At 58.6% G+C, this 21,118-nt stretch carries 17 protein-coding genes and 1 tRNA gene; 9 read left to right on the forward strand and 9 right to left on the reverse strand.

All coding sequences use genetic code 11. The features are described 5' to 3' along the window. Positions 1–25 precede the first annotated feature (25 nt). Complete coding sequence (gene pabB, locus BOSE62_RS09070; protein WP_201295648.1) at positions 26–1,846, reverse strand: aminodeoxychorismate synthase component I; 1,821 nt, start codon at positions 1,844–1,846, stop codon at positions 26–28. Positions 1,847–1,917: 71 nt separating this feature from the next. Here pabB and BOSE62_RS09075 point away from each other — a divergent pair, with 71 nt between their 5' ends. The 4 genes from BOSE62_RS09075 (at position 1,918) to BOSE62_RS09090 (ending at position 5,370) form a co-directional block, all read left to right on the forward strand. Continuing rightward, positions 1,918–3,861 (forward strand): S9 family peptidase, encoded by a 1,944-nt coding sequence (locus BOSE62_RS09075; RefSeq protein ID WP_159645130.1) that lies wholly within the window; start codon positions 1,918–1,920, stop codon positions 3,859–3,861. Between the two features lie 81 nt (positions 3,862–3,942). Further along, the gene (locus BOSE62_RS09080; RefSeq protein WP_159645135.1) at positions 3,943–4,356 is read left to right on the forward strand and encodes a response regulator transcription factor; all 414 of its coding nucleotides are present in this window, start codon (positions 3,943–3,945) and stop codon (positions 4,354–4,356) included. A gap of 93 nt (positions 4,357–4,449) precedes the next feature. Then, positions 4,450–4,980, forward strand: a complete 531-nt coding sequence (locus BOSE62_RS09085) for a DUF4199 domain-containing protein (protein WP_159645138.1) — start codon at positions 4,450–4,452, stop codon at positions 4,978–4,980. 21 nt (positions 4,981–5,001) lie between these two features. Further along, a complete protein-coding gene (locus BOSE62_RS09090; protein ID WP_159645141.1) occupies positions 5,002–5,370 on the forward strand; it encodes a VOC family protein in 369 nt (122 codons plus the stop codon). Positions 5,371–5,385: 15 nt separating this feature from the next. Here BOSE62_RS09090 and BOSE62_RS09095 read toward each other — a convergent pair whose 3' ends face one another. From BOSE62_RS09095 to BOSE62_RS09130, 8 genes are all read right to left on the reverse strand, one after another. Next, positions 5,386–6,072 carry a crotonase/enoyl-CoA hydratase family protein gene (locus BOSE62_RS09095; RefSeq protein ID WP_159645144.1) on the reverse strand — a complete coding sequence of 229 codons (687 nt, stop codon included), beginning with the start codon at positions 6,070–6,072 and terminating at the stop codon, positions 5,386–5,388. A gap of 142 nt (positions 6,073–6,214) precedes the next feature. After that, positions 6,215–7,336, reverse strand: coding sequence for a kynureninase/PvdN C-terminal domain-containing protein (locus BOSE62_RS09100; protein ID WP_236553953.1), 1,122 nt, complete (start codon positions 7,334–7,336; stop codon positions 6,215–6,217). Beyond that, positions 7,333–8,130, reverse strand: a complete 798-nt coding sequence (locus BOSE62_RS09105) for a tryptophan 2,3-dioxygenase (protein WP_159645156.1) — start codon at positions 8,128–8,130, stop codon at positions 7,333–7,335. The genes BOSE62_RS09100 and BOSE62_RS09105 overlap by 4 nt, the downstream gene beginning before the upstream one ends. A 65-nt stretch (positions 8,131–8,195) precedes the next feature. Continuing rightward, positions 8,196–9,752 carry a type II secretion system ATPase GspE gene (gene gspE / locus BOSE62_RS09110; RefSeq protein ID WP_236553954.1) on the reverse strand — a complete coding sequence of 519 codons (1,557 nt, stop codon included), beginning with the start codon at positions 9,750–9,752 and terminating at the stop codon, positions 8,196–8,198. Positions 9,753–9,941: 189 nt separating this feature from the next. Beyond that, positions 9,942–12,668 (reverse strand): TonB-dependent receptor domain-containing protein, encoded by a 2,727-nt coding sequence (locus BOSE62_RS09115; RefSeq protein ID WP_159645173.1) that lies wholly within the window; start codon positions 12,666–12,668, stop codon positions 9,942–9,944. 71 nt (positions 12,669–12,739) lie between these two features. Continuing rightward, entirely contained in the window at positions 12,740–14,269 is a 1,530-nt protein-coding gene (locus BOSE62_RS09120) for a hypothetical protein (RefSeq protein ID WP_236553955.1), read from the reverse strand. 312 nt (positions 14,270–14,581) lie between these two features. Beyond that, positions 14,582–14,962: a hypothetical protein gene (locus BOSE62_RS09125; RefSeq protein WP_159645178.1), complete on the reverse strand. Its 381-nt coding sequence runs from the start codon at positions 14,960–14,962 to the stop codon at positions 14,582–14,584. Between the two features lie 234 nt (positions 14,963–15,196). Continuing rightward, positions 15,197–15,270, reverse strand: a tRNA-Cys gene (locus BOSE62_RS09130). A gap of 251 nt (positions 15,271–15,521) precedes the next feature. Between BOSE62_RS09130 and BOSE62_RS09135 the strand changes: the two genes are divergently transcribed. The 5 genes from BOSE62_RS09135 to BOSE62_RS09155 are packed head-to-tail and all read left to right on the forward strand — an operon-like array spanning position 15,522 to position 21,016. After that, positions 15,522–16,175, forward strand: a complete 654-nt coding sequence (locus BOSE62_RS09135; RefSeq protein WP_236553956.1) for a protein-L-isoaspartate O-methyltransferase family protein — start codon at positions 15,522–15,524, stop codon at positions 16,173–16,175. 21 nt (positions 16,176–16,196) lie between these two features. After that, positions 16,197–17,660 carry a TolC family outer membrane protein gene (locus tag BOSE62_RS09140; RefSeq protein WP_159645185.1) on the forward strand — a complete coding sequence of 488 codons (1,464 nt, stop codon included), beginning with the start codon at positions 16,197–16,199 and terminating at the stop codon, positions 17,658–17,660. A gap of 53 nt (positions 17,661–17,713) precedes the next feature. Next, positions 17,714–18,199 (forward strand): DUF2497 domain-containing protein, encoded by a 486-nt coding sequence (locus BOSE62_RS09145; RefSeq protein WP_159645194.1) that lies wholly within the window; start codon positions 17,714–17,716, stop codon positions 18,197–18,199. Positions 18,200–18,254: 55 nt separating this feature from the next. Next, positions 18,255–20,348 (forward strand): S9 family peptidase, encoded by a 2,094-nt coding sequence (locus BOSE62_RS09150; RefSeq protein ID WP_159645197.1) that lies wholly within the window; start codon positions 18,255–18,257, stop codon positions 20,346–20,348. Beyond that, positions 20,345–21,016 (forward strand): enoyl-CoA hydratase/isomerase family protein, encoded by a 672-nt coding sequence (locus BOSE62_RS09155; RefSeq protein ID WP_159645205.1) that lies wholly within the window; start codon positions 20,345–20,347, stop codon positions 21,014–21,016. Before BOSE62_RS09150 ends, BOSE62_RS09155 begins: the two co-directional genes overlap by 4 nt. The last annotated feature ends 102 nt before the right edge of the window (positions 21,017–21,118 follow it).

A 21,118-nucleotide genomic window follows, 5' to 3' on the forward strand; every position in this document is an offset into this window, starting at 1 on the left:
AATCTTTAGACCGATAAAAATAAGTCTAACCCGCAACCACACCCGCAACCAACCCCCGCACACTATTCCCCACCAGAAACCCGCCCGCCAGATCCGCCGCAGTCAGGTCCGTCTCGACCGCTTGCCCGCTCTCCAGCAGCTCCGCGCGCAGCACGCCCGATAATAGGCCCCGGCCCAGAGGCGGCGTCAACAGCTTGCCGTCGCGCTCGACGAAGATATTCCAGATCGCGCCTTCGGTGACATAGCCCTCGCCATCGACGAAAATCGGGTGGACGCCGTCGGCCAATCCATCGACCGCGTAAACCCGCCGGTCGCTGGTCTTGTGGTGCAGGCGGAAATCCGCCTTGTCGGCCTGCATCGGCACCAGCCGGCATGGCACCGGGCCGTCCGGCGGGGCGGGCATCGGTTTCAGCTCGATCGCCAGCGCGCCGGACTGGCCGAGGTGCAGGCGGACCATCGCCGGGCTGTCCTGATGAAAAGTGATCGCCTGGATCGCGTTGCGGGCGGCGTGGCGGTCGAATTCGAAGTCCTGGGTCGCGGCGCTGGTCTTCATCCGTTCCAGATGCGCTTCCAGCCGGGCGATGCCGCTGGCGGGATCAAAGGCCATGGTTTCGATCAGATCGACCTTATGGCCGCCTTCCGCATTGGCATCCACTTTCGCAAATCTCCCCTTGGCGAGGCATTCCCGCCACTCGTCTTCCCCGTCCGAGTCCGCCACTATGCCAGAGCCGAGGCCGATGGAAAGCGTTTCTTTGCCCTCTTGCAGGAAGAAGGTGCGGATCGCGACATTGAAGGCGGCGTCGGAGCGGCCCTGTGCGTCGGGCGCGTCGATCCGGCCGATCGAGCCGCAATAGATGCCGCGCGGGGCGTGGTCGGCGGGGGAGCCCTGGGGCGCGCTTTCCAGCTCGTCGATAATCTCCATCGCGCGGATTTTCGGGGCGCCGGTGATCGAGCCACAGGGGAAAATCTGCCTTATTATGTCGACCGCGTCGAGCCCGTCCTGCAGCTGCGCGGTGACGGTCGAGGTCATCTGGTGGATGGTCGGATAGCTTTCGATATGGAACAGCTCCGGCACGGCGACGCTGCCGCGCTGCGCCACCCGCGACAGGTCGTTGCGCAGCAAATCGACGATCATCAGATTTTCCGCGCGCTGCTTCGGGTCGCTTTGCAGATGGTCCTGCACCGCTGCGTCGGCTGTCGGATCGGCAACACGCGCGGCGGTGCCCTTCATCGGCTTCGCGGTGATCCGGCCGTCCTTCAGCGCGAAGAACAGTTCCGGCGAGAAGGACAGCATCCAGTTGTCGCCGTCGAACACGACGCCGCCATAGCCGGCCTGCGCCCGGTCCCTGATCGCGGCATAAAGCGCCAGCGGATGTCCGGAAAAGTCCATTTCCGCGCGAAAAGTGAGGTTTGCCTGATAGATATCGCCATTGTTGATATAATTTTGTACCTTTTTGAACGCCGCTTCATAAGCGTCGCGCGAGATCGAGGGTTTCAGCCGCCCGAGCCAGGCCCCGTTGCGGTCGGGCAGAGATTCTCCCACAGATTTCTGCGTTATCTCTTTGTAATCCTGAAATATTCCAAACCATGCCAGCGGGGCGGGCAAATCCGCCGGCATTTTGCCCCGCAACCGCGCCTCCAGTCCGAGCCCCGCCTCATAGGACAGATAGCCCGCCACATGCTGCCCCGCCGATCGGGCCCGCGACAGGGCGGCAAAACATGCTTCCAATTCTTCCATTTTGTCGGCCCGGATGACCGCCACCGGATCGCTGTAAAGCCGCGCTGGCGCTGCATCACAGGCCCGGGCATCGTCGAGCAGGACAAAGGGAGAATTTCCATCGAACATCCCCCTCCCCTAATTGCTTTTGCCACCATTCGTCCATAAGCTTGCCAAAAGAAACACAGGGAGCTTGTCATATGCGTTTTGGACCGGTCTGGCAGATTGGACTTATATTGTCGGTATTTACCGTTGCTCCAGCAGCCGCGGAGGCGGATGGGATTGCCCTTCGCCCGGCAGCGCTGGTTGCCGATCAAGTCCCTGCCATCCCGCAGGAAATCGTCGAGCAGACCCGGCCCTATATGGAATATCGCACCGCCAGTTTTGTCGACTGGGATCCGAAAAGCCGGGCAATGCTGATTTCCACCCGCTTCGCCGATACCAGCCAGTTGCACCGCGTCGCTGCACCGATGGGCCAGCGCCAGCAGCTGACTTTCGCCAGCGAACCGGTCTATTCCGCCCGTTACGCGCCCGACGGCTCGGCCCTGCTGTTCGAGAAGGACAGCGGCGGCAATGAGGTCAACCAGATCTTCGCGCTGGAAAAGGGCCAGCCCAAAATGCTGACCGACGGCAAAAGCCGCAACAGTCTGGGCCCGTGGTCGAGCAGTGGTACACTGGTCGCCTTCGGCTCGAACAAGCGGACCGGTCTGTATAACGATATCTACCTGATGGATCCGGCTGATCCGGAGAGCGCGAAAATGCTGGTCGCCTCAACCGGCGGCGGCTGGTTCCCGATCGATTTCTCGCCCGATGACAAGCAGTTGCTGGTGTTCAACTATGTCTCGGTTACCGACAACCAGCTCTATCTGATCGACATCGCCGACGGGACATCGCGCAAGCTGACCGAAAGCGACCAGCCGGTGGCCTATGACGGGCTGAAATTCGCGCCCGACGGCCGGCTCTGGGCAGCATCGGACGATGGCAGCGACGTCAAAAGGCTCGGCATCGTCAATCTGGAAACCGCGACGTTTGAACCGGTGATTGACGAGAAAATCCGGGATATCACCGATTTCGACATCAGTCCTGACGGCCGCTGGATCGCATTCGAGGTGAACCATGCGGGCCGTTCCGTGCTCAAATTCTATGATATGCAGAGCGGCGCGGTCCGGATCGTTGACGGCTTGCCCGATGGCGTGATCAGTGGTGTCAAGTTCGCGCCCTGGGGCGAACTGGGCATCACTCTGAACAGCAACCGGACCGGCATAGATGCCTATAGCATCAACCCGGAAACGCTGGCGGTGACCCGCTGGACCAGAAGCGAGACCGGCGGGCTTGATGCAGCGGACAATGTCGCGCCCGAGCTGGTGGAGATAGAAAGTTTCGACGGCGAGAAAATTTCCGGTTTTCTGTATCGCCCCGATCCTGCGCGCCACACCGGCAAACGGCCGCTGATCATCAATATACACGGCGGTCCGGAAGGTCAGGCCACCCCGCGTTTTCTCGGGCGCAGTAACTATCTCGTCAACACGCTGGGTGTCGCCATATTCTACCCCAATGTTCGCGGTTCCACCGGCTTCGGCAAAAGATTTGTCGCGCTGGACAACGGTCCGTGGCTGCGGGAGAATAGCGTGCTCGATATCGGGGCGTTCCTCGACCATCTGCGCAAGGACAAACGGATCGACCGCAAGCGCATAGCGGTGACCGGCGGCAGCTACGGCGGCTATATGACGCTGGCGTCGATGTTGCGCTACGGCAGGAAACTGAAGGCCGGGCTCGAAGTCGTCGGCATCTCCAGTTTCGTCACATTTCTCGAGAATACCCAGGCCTATCGCCGCGATCTCAGGCGGGTGGAATATGGCGACGAGCGTATTCCCGAACAACGCGCCAAACTGGAAGAAATCAGCCCGCTACGCCGCGCCAGCGAGATCGATATCCCGCTGATGGTGGTCACCGGCGCCAATGATCCGCGCGTCCCGGCCAGCGAAGCCGACCAGATCGTCGCCGCGGTCCGCGCCAACGGGCGTCCCGCCTGGCATCTGCTGGCCGAGAACGAGGGGCACGGTTTCCGCAAGAAGGCCAACGCCGATTATCAATTCTGGGCGAGCCTGCTCTTCTGGCAGAAATATCTACTGGGTGGGGAATGAATATGAGGGTGCCGGCCATATGAATTTCCCGAAGGTCATTTCCGCCGTTATAATTCCTCGGTGGCAGGAGTGACCTTTCGGGTGGCCAGGATTGTCATCCTCTATGCGATGCCCCTCGCCGCCGCTGTTTTCGCTCTGGAGTGGCTGCAATATCAATATTTCACCAAGGTCTATTCGGTGGAAATCTATGTCGTTCTGATCGCATTGGTCTTTGCCGCGCTGGGCGTCTGGGTGGGGCACAGGCTGACCGCGAAAAAAGCGCGCGGTCCGTTTGAACAAAACAGGGCAGCGCTGAAATCGCTGGGCATTTCGGACCGGGAACTCGAAGTACTCGTGGCGCTGGCAGCGGGACAGTCGAACAAGGAGATCGCGCGGACGCTCGCTATTTCGCCCAACACCGTGAAGACCCATATCGCTAGGCTTTACGAAAAACTACAGGTCAGCGGCCGCGTCCGGGCGATCGAACAGGCGCGGCACCTGCATCTGATCCCCTAATATATCCGGGTGATTGGCCCCAGATCACCCATCCGGGTGATTTCCAAATGCAGGAGCAGGTGCCATAACCACCGCTCAAGCGGAGGAACGACCATGTGGAAAATCGCCCTGACCTACGGAGTGCTGTCCGGAACGATCACTATCGTCACCCTGATCCTGGGCCTGGTGGTCAGCGACGGCGGTAGTTTCCTGTCATCCGAACTGTTCGGCTATCTGACGATGCTGGTTGCGTTGTCGATGATATTCATCGGTATCAAACGCTACCGCGACCAGGAACTGGGCGGGGTGATCCGCTTTCTTCCCGCTTTTGCCATGGGGCTAGCCATCGCGGTGATCGCTGGGATCATGTATACGTTGGTCTGGGAACTCTATTCGATGAGCAACGGCTATGCTTTCATCGACAGCTATGTGAACAGCGCGATCGAGGCCAGAAAGGCCGCCGGGCTGCCCGCGGAGAAACTGGCGGAGGAAATCGCCGGTCTGGAAAAAATGCGAACCGACTACGGAAAAATCTATATCCGCATGCCGATGACCTTTCTGGAGATATTTCCGGTCGGCCTGATCATATCGATCCTGTCGGCCGCGCTTCTGCAAAATCCGAAAATCCTGCCCGCACGGCAATGAACCCGCACAAGGAGAGGGAATATGAAACTCGGAGCCTTTTCAATCAGCTTGGCGGTGAAGGATATTGCCGCTTCCAGAGCCTTTTACGAAAAGCTCGGCTTTGTTCAATTCGCCGGCGATCAGGACCAGAAATGGCTGATCCTGAAAAATGGCGAGACGCTGATCGGCCTGTTCGAGGGCATGTTTCCCCAAAATATGCTGACGTTCAATCCGGGATGGGATCAGGATGGCCAGAATCTCGATGATTTCGCCGATGTCCGCGATATCCAGAAATCATTGCTGGCGGCGGGCGTGCAGCTCGACAGTCAGGCTGATGACGGGGAAGGCCCGGCCAACATCATGCTCACCGATCCCGACGGCAATCCGATCCTGATCGACCAGCATCGCTAGCGGCGGCGCTCGGCGCTAGTTCCGCAAATTCGGATGATTGCCAATGCTCGCGCGGATCGCGTCCAGCGCCGGCTTGCGCATCGCCGATTTCTGATAGGCATAGGCATGGCCCGGCAGCTTGGCGAGTTGCTCCGCTATCGCTGTTGCCTGTCCGACCACCTTGTCCGGTTCCACCAGCATATCCAGATATCCCGCCTCGACCGCGCCGTTCGGATCATAGATGAACGCCTGGATCATCGCGCGGGTCTGGTGCAGCGGACTGAGCCGGTCGCGTGCCAGTTCCACCGCAAAGACCGGCAGCGTCATGCCGGTAATCGATTCATTCGCGCCCAGCTTGAATTCGCCGGCGGCTCCCACCCGCGTGTCGCAGCACATCAGGAGGAAGACGCCCATGGCAATCGCGTGGCCTGTGCAGGCACCGATCACAGGAAGCGGCCCGCCATAGAGCCGCAGCACCAGCTCCGAAGCACGATCGAGCAGACGAACGGAATCCTCGCGGGTGAAGCTGCCCATCATGCCAAGATCAAAACCGCCGGAAAAACGGCCTTCACGGCCGGCCAGCACGATCGCCTTGGCGTCCGCCTCAGCCTTGTCCAGCGCTTCGTTGAGCGCGATCATCAGATCGAAATTGACCGCATTGGCCTTGCCGTCATCGAGGGTGATAAGAGCCACATCATTCTGGATATCGACGGAAATACTCATGGCCTGTCCCTTTCAATGCGTGTTTAATTGACCGGTTAAGCCTATGGCCGAATCGGCTCAGGTCAATCGAAAAATGTGCGGCCTAAATCTCGAAAGCCGCTGAGTGACGGGCCTGGGCTGACAAGCCGTAGCGGCAAATCGCTCAGCCCGGCTCGCCTGTTATTTTTAGCAAGCGGGCCACATCGTCGTGGTCATGATAAAGTCCAAAGCCGATCCGCAGGACATCGCCGCGCACATCGGTCACGACATTGCGCGCGGCCAGCCGGTCATGGAGCGCGGAGGCTGTGTCACCGCGAAAGGCGAGAAAACGGGCGTGCTGCCGGTCGCCAAGCGGATTGAGCAGTTCGAAATCTGCCAGCGGACCCTCTTCCAGAAACTGCGCCTGCAATGCGCCGACATGGCTGGAAATTACCGCTGTCGTCAGCCCTTCCGCAGCCAGCATATTCTGGATCGCGTTGAAGCGGTAAAGGCCGGACGGATCGAACGTGCTGCCCAGAAAGCGCCGTCCGTCCGGTGCATAGCCGACCTCTTCGGGTAGCAGGGCCAGATCGTCAAAGGCGGCATACCAGCCCGTCATCACCGGCCGTTCGGCATAGCCCGGCGGTGCGTGCAGGAAACAGGCACCCTCACCGGCCATCGCATATTTGTACCCGCCCGAGAGATAGAATACCCGGTCAGCAATTTGCGACAGGTCGGTCTCGATCGCCATGAAGCCATGGTAGCCATCGATCACAACCCAAGGTCCCTCGGGACGCGCCAGCGCCGCAAGCTCGTCCAGCACGGAGACAATGGCGCCGGAATTGAACAGCACATGGCTCGCAAATATCAGATCAAAATGCCCGGATCGAGCCGTCTCCAGCAAGCTGTCCGGCGATGCCGTTTCCAGGATAACCTCCCCCGCCTCCCCCCAGCGGGTCATCTGCCGGCGAAAACTGTGAAACTCGCCATCGGTCGCCAGCACCCGGACCGGCCGCTTCGGGATGGCCGACAACAGGCGCACGATGAAATCATGCGTGTTCGGCGCGAAGCACAGGGTGGCAGGATCGGGCAGGTTCAGTTCATTCGCAACATGCTGCTGCGCTGCGGTCCAGACCGGCCCCATGATCTTGTCCCATTTGTGATCCGCCAACGCCGCTGCATCCTGCCAGGCAGTCATATGGCCGTCGTGGCTGGCATCGGGCCAGAGATGGTGGCTGTGAGCAGCAAAATGCAGCCGCTCCAGATTGGCCGACAGAGAGCGGGAGAACAGATGTTTCCAGCTCATAACTGGGTGCGCAGTGACCATAGTTCGGGAAAGGCGCGTTTGCCCAAGGTGCTCTGCAGATAGGAAACGCCCGCCGTGCCGCCGGTTCCCATTTTTCCGCCGATGATCCGTTCGACCGTCAGCACATGCTTGTGCCGCCAGGTCGCCATCGCATCATCCAGATCGACCAGCTTTTCCGCCAGCTGATAAAGCTCCCAATATTGCTCGGGCTTGCGATAGACTTCCAGAAAAGCCGACTCGACCTGTTCGGACGGTTGATGGGATTGCGAAAAATCGCGGTCCAGCAGTTCCGGATCAATATCGAAACCGGCGCGCGCGAGCGCCGCGATCGCATCATCCCAGATGCTCGGCTGGTCGAGCGCGGCCTGCATCGCCGCCTGCGCTTCCGGACGATCCTCCTGATATTTCAGGAAGCCCTTGTCCTTGAGGCCGAGCATATATTCGACGGTCCGGAACTGGTCGGACTGGAAACCCGAGCTGGGTCCTAGAACATGACGGAAGCGCGTATAATCGCTCGGCGTCATGGTCGACAATACGTCCCAGCTCAGCGTCATGACAGCCTGAATCCGGCTGACCCGCGCCAGCGCCTTATAGGCCGGCACCAGCGCATCGGTCCTGATCTGCTGCTTGGCGAAGCGCATCTCGCGGATGATCTGCTTGAGCCACAGTTCCTTGGTCTGGTGGATGATGATGAACAGCATCTCGTCGTCCAGATCGGACCGGGGATGCTGCGCGTCGAGCAATGTGTCCAGCGCCAGATAGCGCGCATAGGTCATGGTGGATGTGTCGGTCATGCGGAAGTGTAACGCCGCTATCGCCTGATGGGAAGAGAAGCGGACTGATATCCGATGAAATCATCTCATCCAATCAATATCGTCTCGCTTTCGCGGCGGGAAATCCGGATTCCTTCTTCGGCAGTGGTTAGGCCTTCGCGAACGAGCGCTCTGGCAGCGGATCCCAGATTGGGCTGTTTGAGAAATGCATGCGATGCGATGCGCGCCTCGTCGCCACCGTCGTTGATCAGCTTGCGCAGCGTGTCGTCAATCCGGATCGCCTCGAACACGCCGATCCGGCCCTGAAAGCCGGTATGGTTGCAATGGTCGCAGCCGGTTTCCCGATAGACCACGGTGCCATTGTCAAAACCGAGCAAGCTTGCCAGGCTCCCGTCCGCCTGGATCGGCGTGCGGCAATGGTCGCAGAGCTTTCTCACCAGACGCTGGGCAACCACCGCGCGCAGGGTCGAGGCGAGCAGAAACGGTTCCACTTTCATGTCGCGCATCCGAGTGATCGCACCGACCGCGTCATTGGTGTGGACGGTTGAGAGCACGAGATGGCCGGTGAGACTGGCTTGCACTGCTATTTCGGCGGTCTCTCTGTCTCTGATTTCACCGATCATTACGACATCCGGGTCCTGCCTCAGGATCGCCCTCAATCCTGCAGCAAAGGTCAGCCCGACCTTTGCATTGACTTGCGTCTGGCCGATCCCCTCGATCGCATATTCCACCGGGTCCTCGACGGTCAGGATATTGCGGCTGCCGTCATTGAGCTGCTTGAGCCCAGCGTAAAGCGTTGTGGTCTTGCCCGAGCCGGTGGGGCCGGTGACCAATATGATACCATTGGGCTCGCTCAGCGCATCGGTCAGGATCGCGTGGGTGCTTGGCGACATGCCGAGCAGGTCGAGCGAAATACCGGCGCTTTCCTTGTCGAGGATCCGCATCACCACCCGCTCGCTCGCCCGGTTGGGCAAGGTGGAAACACGCACATCGAGCAGCTTTCCGCCCAGCGTCAGGCTGATCCGGCCGTCCTGCGGTATCCGCCGCTCGGCAATATCGAGCCGCGCCATAACCTTGATCCGGTTGACGATTACGCCGGCGACATGCGGCGGCATACGCAGCTTCTCGGTCAGCACGCCGTCGACCCGCATCCGCACGACGAGCCCCGTCTCATAAGGTTCTATATGGATATCCGAAGCACCTTGCCGCGCCGCCTCGGCAATGATCCCGTTGATCAGCCGGATCGTCGGCGCATCATCGGCGCTGTCGAGCAGATCCTCGGCGCTTGGAATGTCCCCGGCAATGCCGTCCAGCCCCTCGCCGGCCAGCGCCATATCGCCCGCCATGGCGGCCGCCGAGCCGTCCATCGCATAATGGGCGCTCAGTAGCTTCTCGAACGCCGGAGCATCGACCAGTTCCACATCGAAGGGCAGAGCCAGATAGCGCCGCACCTCCAGCAAGGCGGACGGGTCCGCACCCTCGCGCATTGCTATGGTTGCCCGCTCGTCCTCCATCGAACAGATTATAACGCCCTGATCGCGGGCATAGCTGTAAGGAAGGTCGAGCAATAGCGCTTGGCTGTCGCAAATGGGCCGGGATGTGTTCCCGCCGGATGTTTGTTCGACCGGAGCGGGCATATTCATGGCAGCAATCCGTCATTGGATCGGACGGCCTGCCCGGCCGATCCGACCCTATTCTTGCAGCCTGTTGTCAGAAATCCGGTTATCACGACGTCCCTGTCCTGTCTTGCCCGTTACACTGGCTAGATCGCTATGGTGACGCCTCCGCGACACTAAGATGACAGATAGGTTACGCTCGCGCCGGGGGGGGGGCTAGAATTTCGCCTTGACCCCAATGGAGAAGCTCCGGCCGAGATCATATTGCTGGTTGATGATCAGAACGTTGCCGGACTGGGTTTCCCGGAAATTCTCGTTGGTCAGGTTCCGTGCCTCGAATTTGATTTCCAGTTCCTGACCGCCAATGGTGACGGCTTCTCTCGCAACAAAATCCAGCTTCAGGCTTGCGTCCTGCACCAGATCCGGGTCGGGCTGGCCACCCGTGATCGGGCCACGCGTGGTGACCCGGTCACTGGCATAGCTGAGCAGGAAAGTATATTGCGAAAGCCGTTCGGTGTTTTCGATTCCGAATTGGAAATTTGCCAGATGTTTTGATTGTCCGGTCAAAGGCGAACCGTCGATGAACACCTGATCCGCCGAGCGTACGCCCAGCGTATCGTCCAGGATGGTCGTATCGTTCGTGCCCACCTTCAGCTCGGAATCGGTATAGGTATAGTTGGCAATCGCAACGAACCTTCTATCCGCAAAAAAGTCTGAGCTCCCCAGCCCGTCCATCGGGAAATATTTCAGCAGCTCGATTTCCGCACCATATAGCTGGGCTTCCGGAGCATTGGCAAATGTGGTCTGGAAATCCGAACTGCCGGCAGGAATGAATGCAACGGGTTCGATCGGATTGTCGATCTTCTTGTAGAAGCCGGCCAGCAGGACACGTTCTCCATCGCCAAAATAATATTCGACGCGGGCTTCGGCGTTGAACAGCTCGCTATCTTCGAGAAAGGGGTTGCCCGAGAATACCCGGCCGGAGTCCGGGTCAAGATATTGCGGGCGGGCCAGTTCGCGAAATTGCGGACGAGCGATGGTTTTCGAAGCACTTGCACGGAATTGCATATCCTCGGCAAAATTCCATGTCAGTGTACCGGCAGGCAACCAGTAGTCATTTTTGAGCGGGGCTGTCTGCACCAGCGTGCCGTCATTGTAGATATCCAGCGCGGTTATCGACTGATCAGCCGATTCATAGCGGACACCCAATTCGGCCTGGACGAAGTCAATCAGTTCCACATCCGCTTTGACATAGGCACCGTGAACGGTCAGCTCTGCATCATAGGCCTGAGAGCCTGCATTGGTCTGGTCTTCCTGAATGAAAATACCGTCGGTTGTAATGCCTTCGGTGTAGCCGCCGTAGACATTAAAGTCGGAAACGAGATAATCTGGACGCTCCTGGCTCACCCCGAACGGCAGGCTGCTTGTCGGAAAGTAGCGGAAGTCGCGCCGGAATGCGTTCCGGCTGGTGTTCACATAGCTGTAGCCGGCCGACAAAGTTATGTTGCGCGAAGTCGGCAGAGCATAGGCAAAATCTATACCGCCATTCCACACATCTTCGTTCAGATCGCTGAATGCGATAGTGGCCGACTGTGGGTTGGTCAGCAGGTTATTGACATAATCCTCGGCAACCGGGTCATAGAAATAGGTAAAGGAGCGCTCATAGGGAGCTTCGCGTTGCGAATTCGCATAACCACCGCGAACATCAAGCGATATATCGCCGAATTTGAATTCGCCAACCAAAACCGTGTCTATCAACTGACGTTCGATCCAGTTGGTCTGCTGGCGCATTTCATCCGCCGGTGTGCTGGGGTCGATGTCGCCGGTATTGATATTGTCCGCGGCTTTCAGGCTTGTCTGTTTCAGGGAATCCCGAATGTAGAGATTGGTCCAGCGGATTACATGCTCGTCCACTTCGAGACCCAGGCCGAGAAGTCCGCTAACCACGATATTGTGATCGGTGCGCACGTTACGACCGTCATCGGCAATGATGCTGGTGGTGCCGCCCTGTTCGATCGAATCGCGGGTGAAGAACTTGTTGCTGTACGAGGCATTGAAGATCACGCCGAGACGGCTGGCGCCAATATCCTCGACCAGACCAGCGCTCATATCGGCGCTCCAGTTGACCGGGATATCGTCATTGCGCTGAACCAATGTGGTCGGCGCGTTAACCAGGCTGGCGGTAAAATCCTGCAATTGCTCCTGGGTGAAATCAGGGCCCAGTTCGATGCGGGACCCGGCGTTAAATGCCGCAGCCAGACCGGCCGGCACGTCGCGGGTACCGTCGTCAAAACCAGTCCAGTCACTGTCGCTGCCAAAATGGGTATAGCCAAGTTTCCCGGTCGTTTCGCTATTCATACCCATGCCCATTCCGAATTCGAAATAGCTTTCATCGGGAATGGCAGCCGTGGTCAGATTGATCAGACCGCCGCCAAACTCGCCGGGATAATTGACCGAATAGCTCTTCTGAACCGTGGCACTGGCAAGCACCGAGGCAGGAAAAATATCAAGCGGCACAACCCGCTTTAGCGGCTCCGGCGAGGGGATAAGCGTGCCGTTCAGCAATGCCTGCGAATAACGGTCGCCGAGGCCACGAACATAGACAAAACCGCCGCTATCAACAGAAAGCCCGGTAACCCGCTCCAGAGCACCGGCGATATCGCCATCGCCCGATCGGGCAATATCTTCCGTCGAAAGGACGGAAATCACGCTCGAATTATTGCGTATGGAATTGGGGATATAGCGGCCGCGAACGATAATCTCGCCACTGAAGCCACCGCCAGGAGCAGAAATGTCGACATCATCGCCGGATTGCGTTTCTTCAGCTGGTTCAGCTTCAGAAGGCTCAACGACTTCAGCCGGGCTCGCTTGCGCCAGCGCCGGCAGAGGGCTGAGTGCTGTGGAAAAAAGGAGTATGCTCGCGAGTGGGGCAGGTTTCGACATTGATGATCCCTCGGATAAAAAGAAAGGGAGGTGGCGACACGGGCCGCCACCTCCTGAACGGGCTGTGGCGATCAGGAGACCGGCGAAGCTGCGCAAGTCTGGAGAGAACCGAAATCGGCGTAACTCGCATTGCAAGACCAGCTCTGGTACCAGAGATCGTTGATGTCGCGGACGGCACCGATATAATCTACCTGAACGAAATCCGGGCTGAAGCTGGTGATATTGGCGACCGGTGTCACAGCCGTTTCGTTCGAGCCATTGATGAACAGGGAAACCAGGCTGGATACGAAGTTGAAGTCGTTATTCGCATTGCCCGCAGCATTCACCGCAGTGGCTTCAAACGTATCGGCATCCGCATCAAAGTCGCCCGTGGCACAGCTGCCAACCACCGACTGGATCCGTGGGGGGCCGAGCTCGTCAAGCGCGGCATTGGCTGCCTGAACCGTTTCGGCCTGATCGATATCCAGGCAGGTTCCCGGTCCGACCAGAATGCCGTTCAGGATCGCGGCATCCGGTCCGCCGCGAAGGTGAATGACCTTGTCGCCTGTCTTGCGTTGGATGAAGGTGAAATTGGCCAGCTTGACATCCTGACGCGGGGTGAAATCGAAGCCGCTGTCATCATCGGAGTCGACTTCCCACAATGTGTCGCCACCGGTGGTGTTCTGAACGCCGATAACAAACTGGATGGCCCCCTTGTAGCCGACATCGGTGTCTAGCGAGTCATCGTCCGCTCCGGTGATAATCAGGTGGTCCAGATTGACCGTGCCACCAAAGATTTCGACACCGTCATCACCACTATTATGGATCTGGACGTAGGAGATATCGGTACCCGAACCGACGCCACCCAAGGTCAAGCCCTGAAGTTCCTGGTTGGCCGATGCAGCCCGACCGGTATAACGAACCTGCAGATAACTGATAGTGCCGCTATTGTCGGCCGCCTGGTCTCCGCCGTAGAAATCGGACGGGCCTGCACCCTCTGCCAGTTGCTGACATCCGGCAGTACCGCCAGCAACGGCGCCGATGCAGTTACTGATCGGTGCGCGACCAAGAACCAGAATTCCACCCCATTGGTTCGAGTCGGCGTCGGTGGTCGTGCCTTCGATATTCTGGCGCGAGGTGAAAATCACCGGTTCGGTTGCGGTACCGGGAGCGTTAAAGGTCGATCCGCGGTTGACGATCAGGAAGGTCGTGGCGCTCTGGGCAAAAACAACAACGCCCGGCTCGACGGTCAGGCTGCTGGATACGCCACCGGCAGCAGCGCCATCACCGCCAACGTCGGTACCGACTTCTACGCGTCCGCTCATCGAATAAATTGTTCCGTCGCGCTGCGGGACCGTAAGGGCAGACTGAATGCTGTTCGGAATCTGGCAGACCCGGTTGTTTGCCAGAACACCGGCATTGGTAAAGCCTGTCGGACAGTCATCGGCCGCAGTGCCTGGGGTCGGCGTCGGGGTTGGGGTCGGTGTCGGTGTTGGCGTTGGCGAAGGCAGAACAACGATATTGCCTTCACCCGGCGATGCGACATCGTCGGCACCGCAGGCCGTCACTGCGACAGCTGCCGCACCTGCAAACAGGACAGAACGAAATTGCTTATTCAACATGGGTTTGGTCTCCGCAAAAAACTGATTTGATACTTTCGAATCAAACGATGCGGTTCGAATCAACCGGCCCCCATCGCCCTCGGGAATGGGCACTAGGGACCGGAAATGACCCTGCGATGCTGTTTGCGTGACGGTTTGGAGACTCAATTATGACGGTTATTTTTCAACATGACCGCAACTGCGGAATTGAACGGTTTGCCCGAGGAACAATCCCGGTCGACAGAGCTTCTGGTATAAAAAAAGATGACCGCAAAAGCGGCCATCCTCCCGAATTTCAAATTTAAGTGATCGGTTTGCCTGACTTGGCCCCCGTTAGCGGTGCGCAAGCCGCTCGTTCAGATTCTGCAAAGCCAGTTCTGCTGCCACGCGGGATTTGACCACCTCGCCACTGGCCAGCACGAGATCGTAATTGCGGCTACTGTTTTTGGCAGCCATGAACAACCGTGCGGCATCGCCCATACGTCCCAAACGGGCGTAGGCCTGTCCCAGATTGATCAAGCGAGCCGGATCCCTGGCGTGATCCTTCTCGGAAGCCTTCAGCTGTTTCAGGGCCAGTTCATTGTTCCCCGCCACCAGCGCGTCATAGCCGAGCGCGCCTCTTTCATAACCAATCTCGCCAGACGGTTGCGCCACGGCGGCACTTCCCATCAACAGCATAGCAGTTGCAGAACCCAGAATTTTTGCGGACTTCATGACATCTTCTCCTCTACCGATAGCTCTTTGTTACACAAATATGACAGCGATGCAACATAAGTGCAATAAAAGTGTAATATTTGGCAAGGAGGCCGTTGGCCAAAATGGTGGACAAAGCGCGGCACTAACAAAACCGGCGAAAGGATCGCGGGCAATCGCGCGCACAGCAAATCACTCTCGGAAGCGCGAGGCCGGCTTGGCGGTCAATCTATTTACAGGTATGGGAAGCGTCTCTGGAGGCCCGAGCCGGAATCGAACCGGCGTACACGGATTTGCAATCCGCTGCGTCACCACTCCGCCATCGGGCCAGAGAGAGGGCGCGAATTGCGTCGCTTTGCTGCGAAAGTCAACCCAAAGTTACGTCCGCAAACCACATTGCCTTCGACAGGTCAAAAAAGGCCCTATGTCGTGCAAAAGACGCAGTTAGCAGAAAATCACCGAAATCCATCTTGGCGCAAAGGGCAAGGCGAGCTAGAAGCGACAACATTCCGCCATAGTGTATTGTATTCATAATACGGAAATGGCATGGACGCACAACATTCATTGCGAGGATCGACGCTTGGGCCAGGAAAATTTCAAACAGATGCGCAAAGCCATGGTTGTAAGCCAGCTGCGCACAACTGATGTCAGTGATCCGCGGGTTATCGCGGCGATGAGCCATGTCGCTCGCGAAGATTTCGTCCCGGCTGCCCAGCGCAGCTTTGCTTATGCAGACCGAGGTGTGCATATCAGCCAAGGCCGAACATTGAACCCGCCGCTCGCAACGGGACGCTTGCTGAATATGGCGCATGCAACCAAAGACGACACGGTTCTCGTGGTTGGCGCTGCCACCGGTTATACGGCAGCGGTGCTGGCGCAACTCGCGGGGAATGTCGTCGCGGTTGAGCAAGACGCCAAACTGGCTGCCATAGCGGCTAAAAATCTGGCTGAATTTGACAATATTCGTGTCGAATCCGGAAAACATGCTGATGGCTGGAATCAGGCTGCACCCTATTCTGTGATTGTCATCGACGGGTTGGTGGAAGAGATTCCCCAGCTATTGGTCGATCAACTCACGCCGGATGGCCGCATGGTTGCAGCCGTGATGAAAGACGGCGTGTCGCGTCTTGCTCTGGGCCGAACGGCAGATGGCCATATCGGCTATCAATATTTTGCCGATTGCGGAGCAAGCCCCCTGCCCGGCCTTGAAAAAGAAAAAAGCTTTACATTTTAAGGCGTTCGGGAGAGTGACGACATGAGTAGACGCCGCCTTTTCCTGGGAACAGCTATTGTGGCGTTGCTGTCTGCACCCGTGCAAGCGGATACGTTGCGCGACGCGCTGGAAGCTGCCTATCAAACCAACCCGACGCTGTCCGGCGCGCGGGCAGCGCAACGGGCAACAGATGAAACGGTTGCCATCGCCAAAGCCGATGGCCGACCCAGCGCCACAACAGATTTCGGATTTCAGGAGAATTTCCTCCGCAGTGCCAATAGTTTCACGGCTCCGCTGCGCCAATCCACGGCAGGCGGCTCTATCGACGTACCGATCTATTCCGGGGGTGCCGTAAAAAATGCCATTCGCGCCGCTCGTACCCGAGTGGAAGCCGGACAATATGACCTTCGAGCGACAGAAGCGAGCGTGTTCAGCAATGTGGTTGCTACTTATATGGATGTGATCCGCGACACTGCGATCGTCAAGCTGAACCGGGCCAACGTTGGCGTTCTCACGGTCAATCTTGAAGCGACGAGCGACCGATTCGAAATCGGAGATTTGACGCGGACCGACGTGGCGCAATCGGAATCCCGGCTGGAAGTGGCGAAGGGTGACCTGGAAACCGCCCGCGCCAGCCTGATCGGCAGCAAGGAAAATTATATTGCTCTGGTCGGTCGCGAGCCGGGCGAGCTGGAACCGCCTCCGCCTTTGCCGGACATGCCGGAGACTCCGGATCAGGCTGTGGATGTGGCACTGACCTATAATCCGGATCTGCTCGCCGCCAAGGAGCGCAGCGAGGCCGCCGAATTTGATATCAAGACGGCCCGGGCGGGCAACAAGCCGACGGTCAGCACCTACGCGCAGGGACGCTATCTCAATTATCATGGTTCGCTTGGCGGAAATGTCGCCGGCAGTGTGTTCATTCAGGAACAGTCTACCGCCGAGGTGGGAGTTCGTGCCAGCGTACCGATCTATCAAGGCGGCCGGCCGGCCGCCCAGATTCGTCGGGCACAAGCGCTCTCCGGTCAGGCCTACGAACAGCTGATCGCCATTGAGCGCGATGTCATTTCGCAAACCCGTGCGGCCTATTCCAGCTGGCGCGCGGCAGAGCGGGTGATCCAGTCTTCCGAGCGGGCCGTGGCGGCAGCAAGCCTCTCACTGGAAGGCGTGCGTGCGGAAAATTCCGTCGGCAACCGGACCATATTGGATATATTGAACGCCGAGCAGGAACTGCTCAACGCGCAGGTCCAGCTGGTGACTGCCCGCCGCAACAGCTATGTCGCGGGATTCTCCCTGCTCGCCGCAATGGGCCGCGCAGAAGCGCGCGATCTGGGACTGGAAGGCGGACCGCTTTATGATCCCGATGTCAATTATGACCGGGTCGACGATATGTTCTACGACTTCCAGAGTGACCCCAATCCCGAACCGCAGGCGACCAGGACCGTTGACACGCAGGCGCAAAAAGCGGAGATAGAGCCATTGCCCGAGACACCGAAGCGCCAATAGATGCATGGCGCCGATAGTAGCGGCAACACAGTATAAGCTTGGGGGTTTCGCAAATGGCCGAACAGAACAGGGAATCGTCGATGGAGGAAATTCTCTCGTCGATCAAACGCATCATCGCTGAGGACAAGGCGATCGACGCGGACACCCCCCAGCCGCATCGCAAAACGGCAACAAAACCGGCGCTGCAGGCCGTCCCCGACATCACTCCGGCCGATCGCAATGAAGAAATTCTGGAGCTGACCGACGAATTGCCGGGCCATCATAGTTCATCCGCGAGCGGCGTCTTCGGCGACCGCCGCAAGGAAGAACGCTTGATCGACGACAACAAGCTGGACAGCATGCGCCAGTCGCTTTCGGCGCTGGTGGAGAAGGAAGCCATGGAACGCAAACCGGCAGCGCTACCCGCTGGCAGCACATCGCTGGAAGAGCTGACCCGTGACCTGATGCGGCCGATGATCAAGCAATGGCTGGATGCCAATTTGCCCGATCTGGTTGAAGAGCTGGTGGCACGCGAAATCCAGCGACTGAGCGAGAAATAGGCACGCCGATCTAATCGCAATTGCCTTGTCGAGCAGCCGTGCTAAACTGTTGCTCATGACCAAATTTTTCCAAACATTCACCGCCGCCCTGCTCGCAACCGGCATGATGGCCCCTGCGATGGCTGGGGCAAGACCAATGACAGCGCAAGATCTTGCGAATTTAAAACGCATGGGATCGGTTTCGGTTTCTCCCGATGAGAAATGGGCCGTCTTTGACGTCACCGAAACCGATGCGGACAGTTACGAACGATCCAGCGCGCTTTATCTGTTGGACATTGAGACTGACAATGCTGTTCCCGTACCAATTGCCGACACCGCCGGCAAAAGCGAACATAGCCCGGCTTTCGCCCCCAACGGCCGCCTTTATTATCTTAGCGACGCCAGCGGTTCGGAACAGCTCTGGCATGCGCGTATCACAGCAGGCGAGCAAGTGGGCAATCCGGTCCAGGCGAGCGACCTGAAAGCCGACATCGCTGGCTTCAAGCTGTCACCAACCGGCGAAAAAATTGTGCTTTGGGGTGATATTGCCAAAGACTGCCCCACCTTCGGATGCGAAAAAGACGGAAACCGGGCCGAACCTGGCCCCGGAACAGGCCGCGAATATGACGAACTTTTCATCCGCCACTGGTCCAGCTGGGAAACACCGGGCAATTACAGCCGGATATTCGCCTTTGACCTGAAAAACGGGAAACTCACTGGTGACGGCGCGGCGCTGGATGGTGATCTGGTCGGCGACAGTCCCTCCAAACCCTTTGGCGGCGGCGAGGAAATTGCCTGGGTGCCAGGAGAAGACGGCGTGTTCTTCGCGCTCAGGATCGCGGACCGCAATGAACCGAAGTCGACGAATATCGATATTTACGGCGCCAAGACCAATGGCTCGGGAACCGTCAACTATACCGATGGCAACGAAGCCACCGATACGCTTCCCGCATTTTCTTCGGACGGGGAATGGCTCGCCTGGGCGGCAATGGAACGGCCCGGCTATGAGTCAGACAGGCTTGTCGTAAAGTTGCGCAAGCAAGGCAGCGATGAAAGCGATGCGATTGCCTTGACCGAGGATTGGGACCGTTCGGTCGGCTCGATCACCTGGACGCCCGACGACAAATATCTCGTCGTAACCGCACAGGATGTGCTCGATCACCCCGCCTTTGCAGTGGAGGTCGCGACCGGCAAGGTTACCCGCCTGACTGGAAGCGGCAATGTTGGCACAACAATTCCCCTGCAGGATGGTTCGCTGCTTTACACGATGAACAGCCTGCAAGCACCGACAGACCTGTATCGACGCGCAGCGGATGGTAGTGTCAGGCAGCTGACCAATATCAATGGCGCCGAGCTGGCCGAGATAGACAAGGTAGAAATCGAGCGGTTCAGTTTCGCTGGTGCCAATGGTGACACCGTCTGGGGACAGATCATCAAGCCGGAAGGCGTGCCCGGCGAACTGCCGATGGCCTTTCTGGTCCATGGCGGGCCACAGGGCAGTTTCGGCAACAGCTGGTCCACACGCTGGAACCCCAAGGTGATGGCTGCGCAGGGATATGCCGCAGTCACCATCGATTTCCATGGTTCAGTTGGCTACGGGCAGGAATTTACCGACAGCATCAATCAGGACTGGGGCGGCAAGCCGCTGGAAGACCTGAAACTGGGCTATGCTGCCGCTCTCGAGACCGACCCACAAATCGATGGCGATCGCGCCTGCGCACTCGGCGGCTCTTACGGCGGTTATATGATGAACTGGATCGCGGGCAACTGGCCTGACCGGTTTGACTGCCTGATCAACCACGCGGGTGTATTTGACCTGCGCTCGATGGCGTTAAGCACCGAGGAATTGTGGTTTGACCAATGGGAACACGGTGGCAACTGGTGGACACGCCCCAATCCGGAAAAATGGAATCCGGTGAACCACATCGGAAACTGGAAAACACCGACGCTGTTCATCCATGGGGAGAAGGATTTCCGCATTCCCTACACCCAGAGCATCATGCCGTTCACCGTTGCCCAGGAAATGGAAATCCCTTCCAAATTACTGATCTACCCGGATGAAAATCACTGGGTGCTCAAGGGTAAGAACAGCGTGCAATGGTACCGGACGGTGTTTGACTGGATGGACAAATGGACCGCTACCGATGGGCAGGACAGCGAAGGCCAATGAGCTTTTTCCCCACGGAGGACCGTGGCGGCACCACGATTGTCACGCTGACCAACGGCGAACGCAACACGCTCCACCCGGCACTGCTGGAAGAAGGTATTGCGGCCTTTCAGGCACTGGCCGACAACCCTCCCCCACATGGCGTTGTCCTGACCGGGGCGGGCGAGCATTTTACTTGCGGAATGGACACCAAAATCGCGGCGGCGCTGGACAAGGCTGGCCAGAAACAGGCCGCTGCCGCCATTGATGCTTTTGCGGCCTCACTCCATCGCTTGCCCTGCGCCTTTGTGGTGGCTCTCAACGGCAACACGATTGGTGCGGGCGGGATCATGGCGCTGGCAGCGGACTGGATTGTCGCGGCACAGGGCGATTATAAAATCGGCCTGCCGGAGGCAAAGGCCGGCCTGCCCTTTCCGCCCGTTCCGCAGGCGATACTGGATCACTGGCTGGATCCTGTCTGGCGGCGCCGGCTGGCTCTGTCTTCGCATTTGCTAAACCCTGTCGAAGCCCTTAGCGCTGGGCTGGCTGACGAGCTGGCAAGCCCCGGGCAACTGCTCGAACAGGCCGTTGCCACCGCAGGGGAACTGGCGGCTCAGCCAGGATTCAAGGCCTGCAAACGGCAATTGCGCGCCAAGGCTAATGCCGAGATTGATGCGATTTTGAAGGGTTGAGTGCCGGCCCCGGTGCTTCGCACCTGATGCGGAGTTCCGGGAGGCCAAGATCGCACGTCCCTTTTTAGGCCTCAGCATCAAGTGCGGAGCACAACACTGTTG

This window comes from Sphingorhabdus sp. 109 (assembly GCF_902506555.1).
In the GTDB taxonomy this organism is placed as follows: Bacteria; Pseudomonadota; Alphaproteobacteria; order Sphingomonadales; family Sphingomonadaceae; genus Parasphingorhabdus.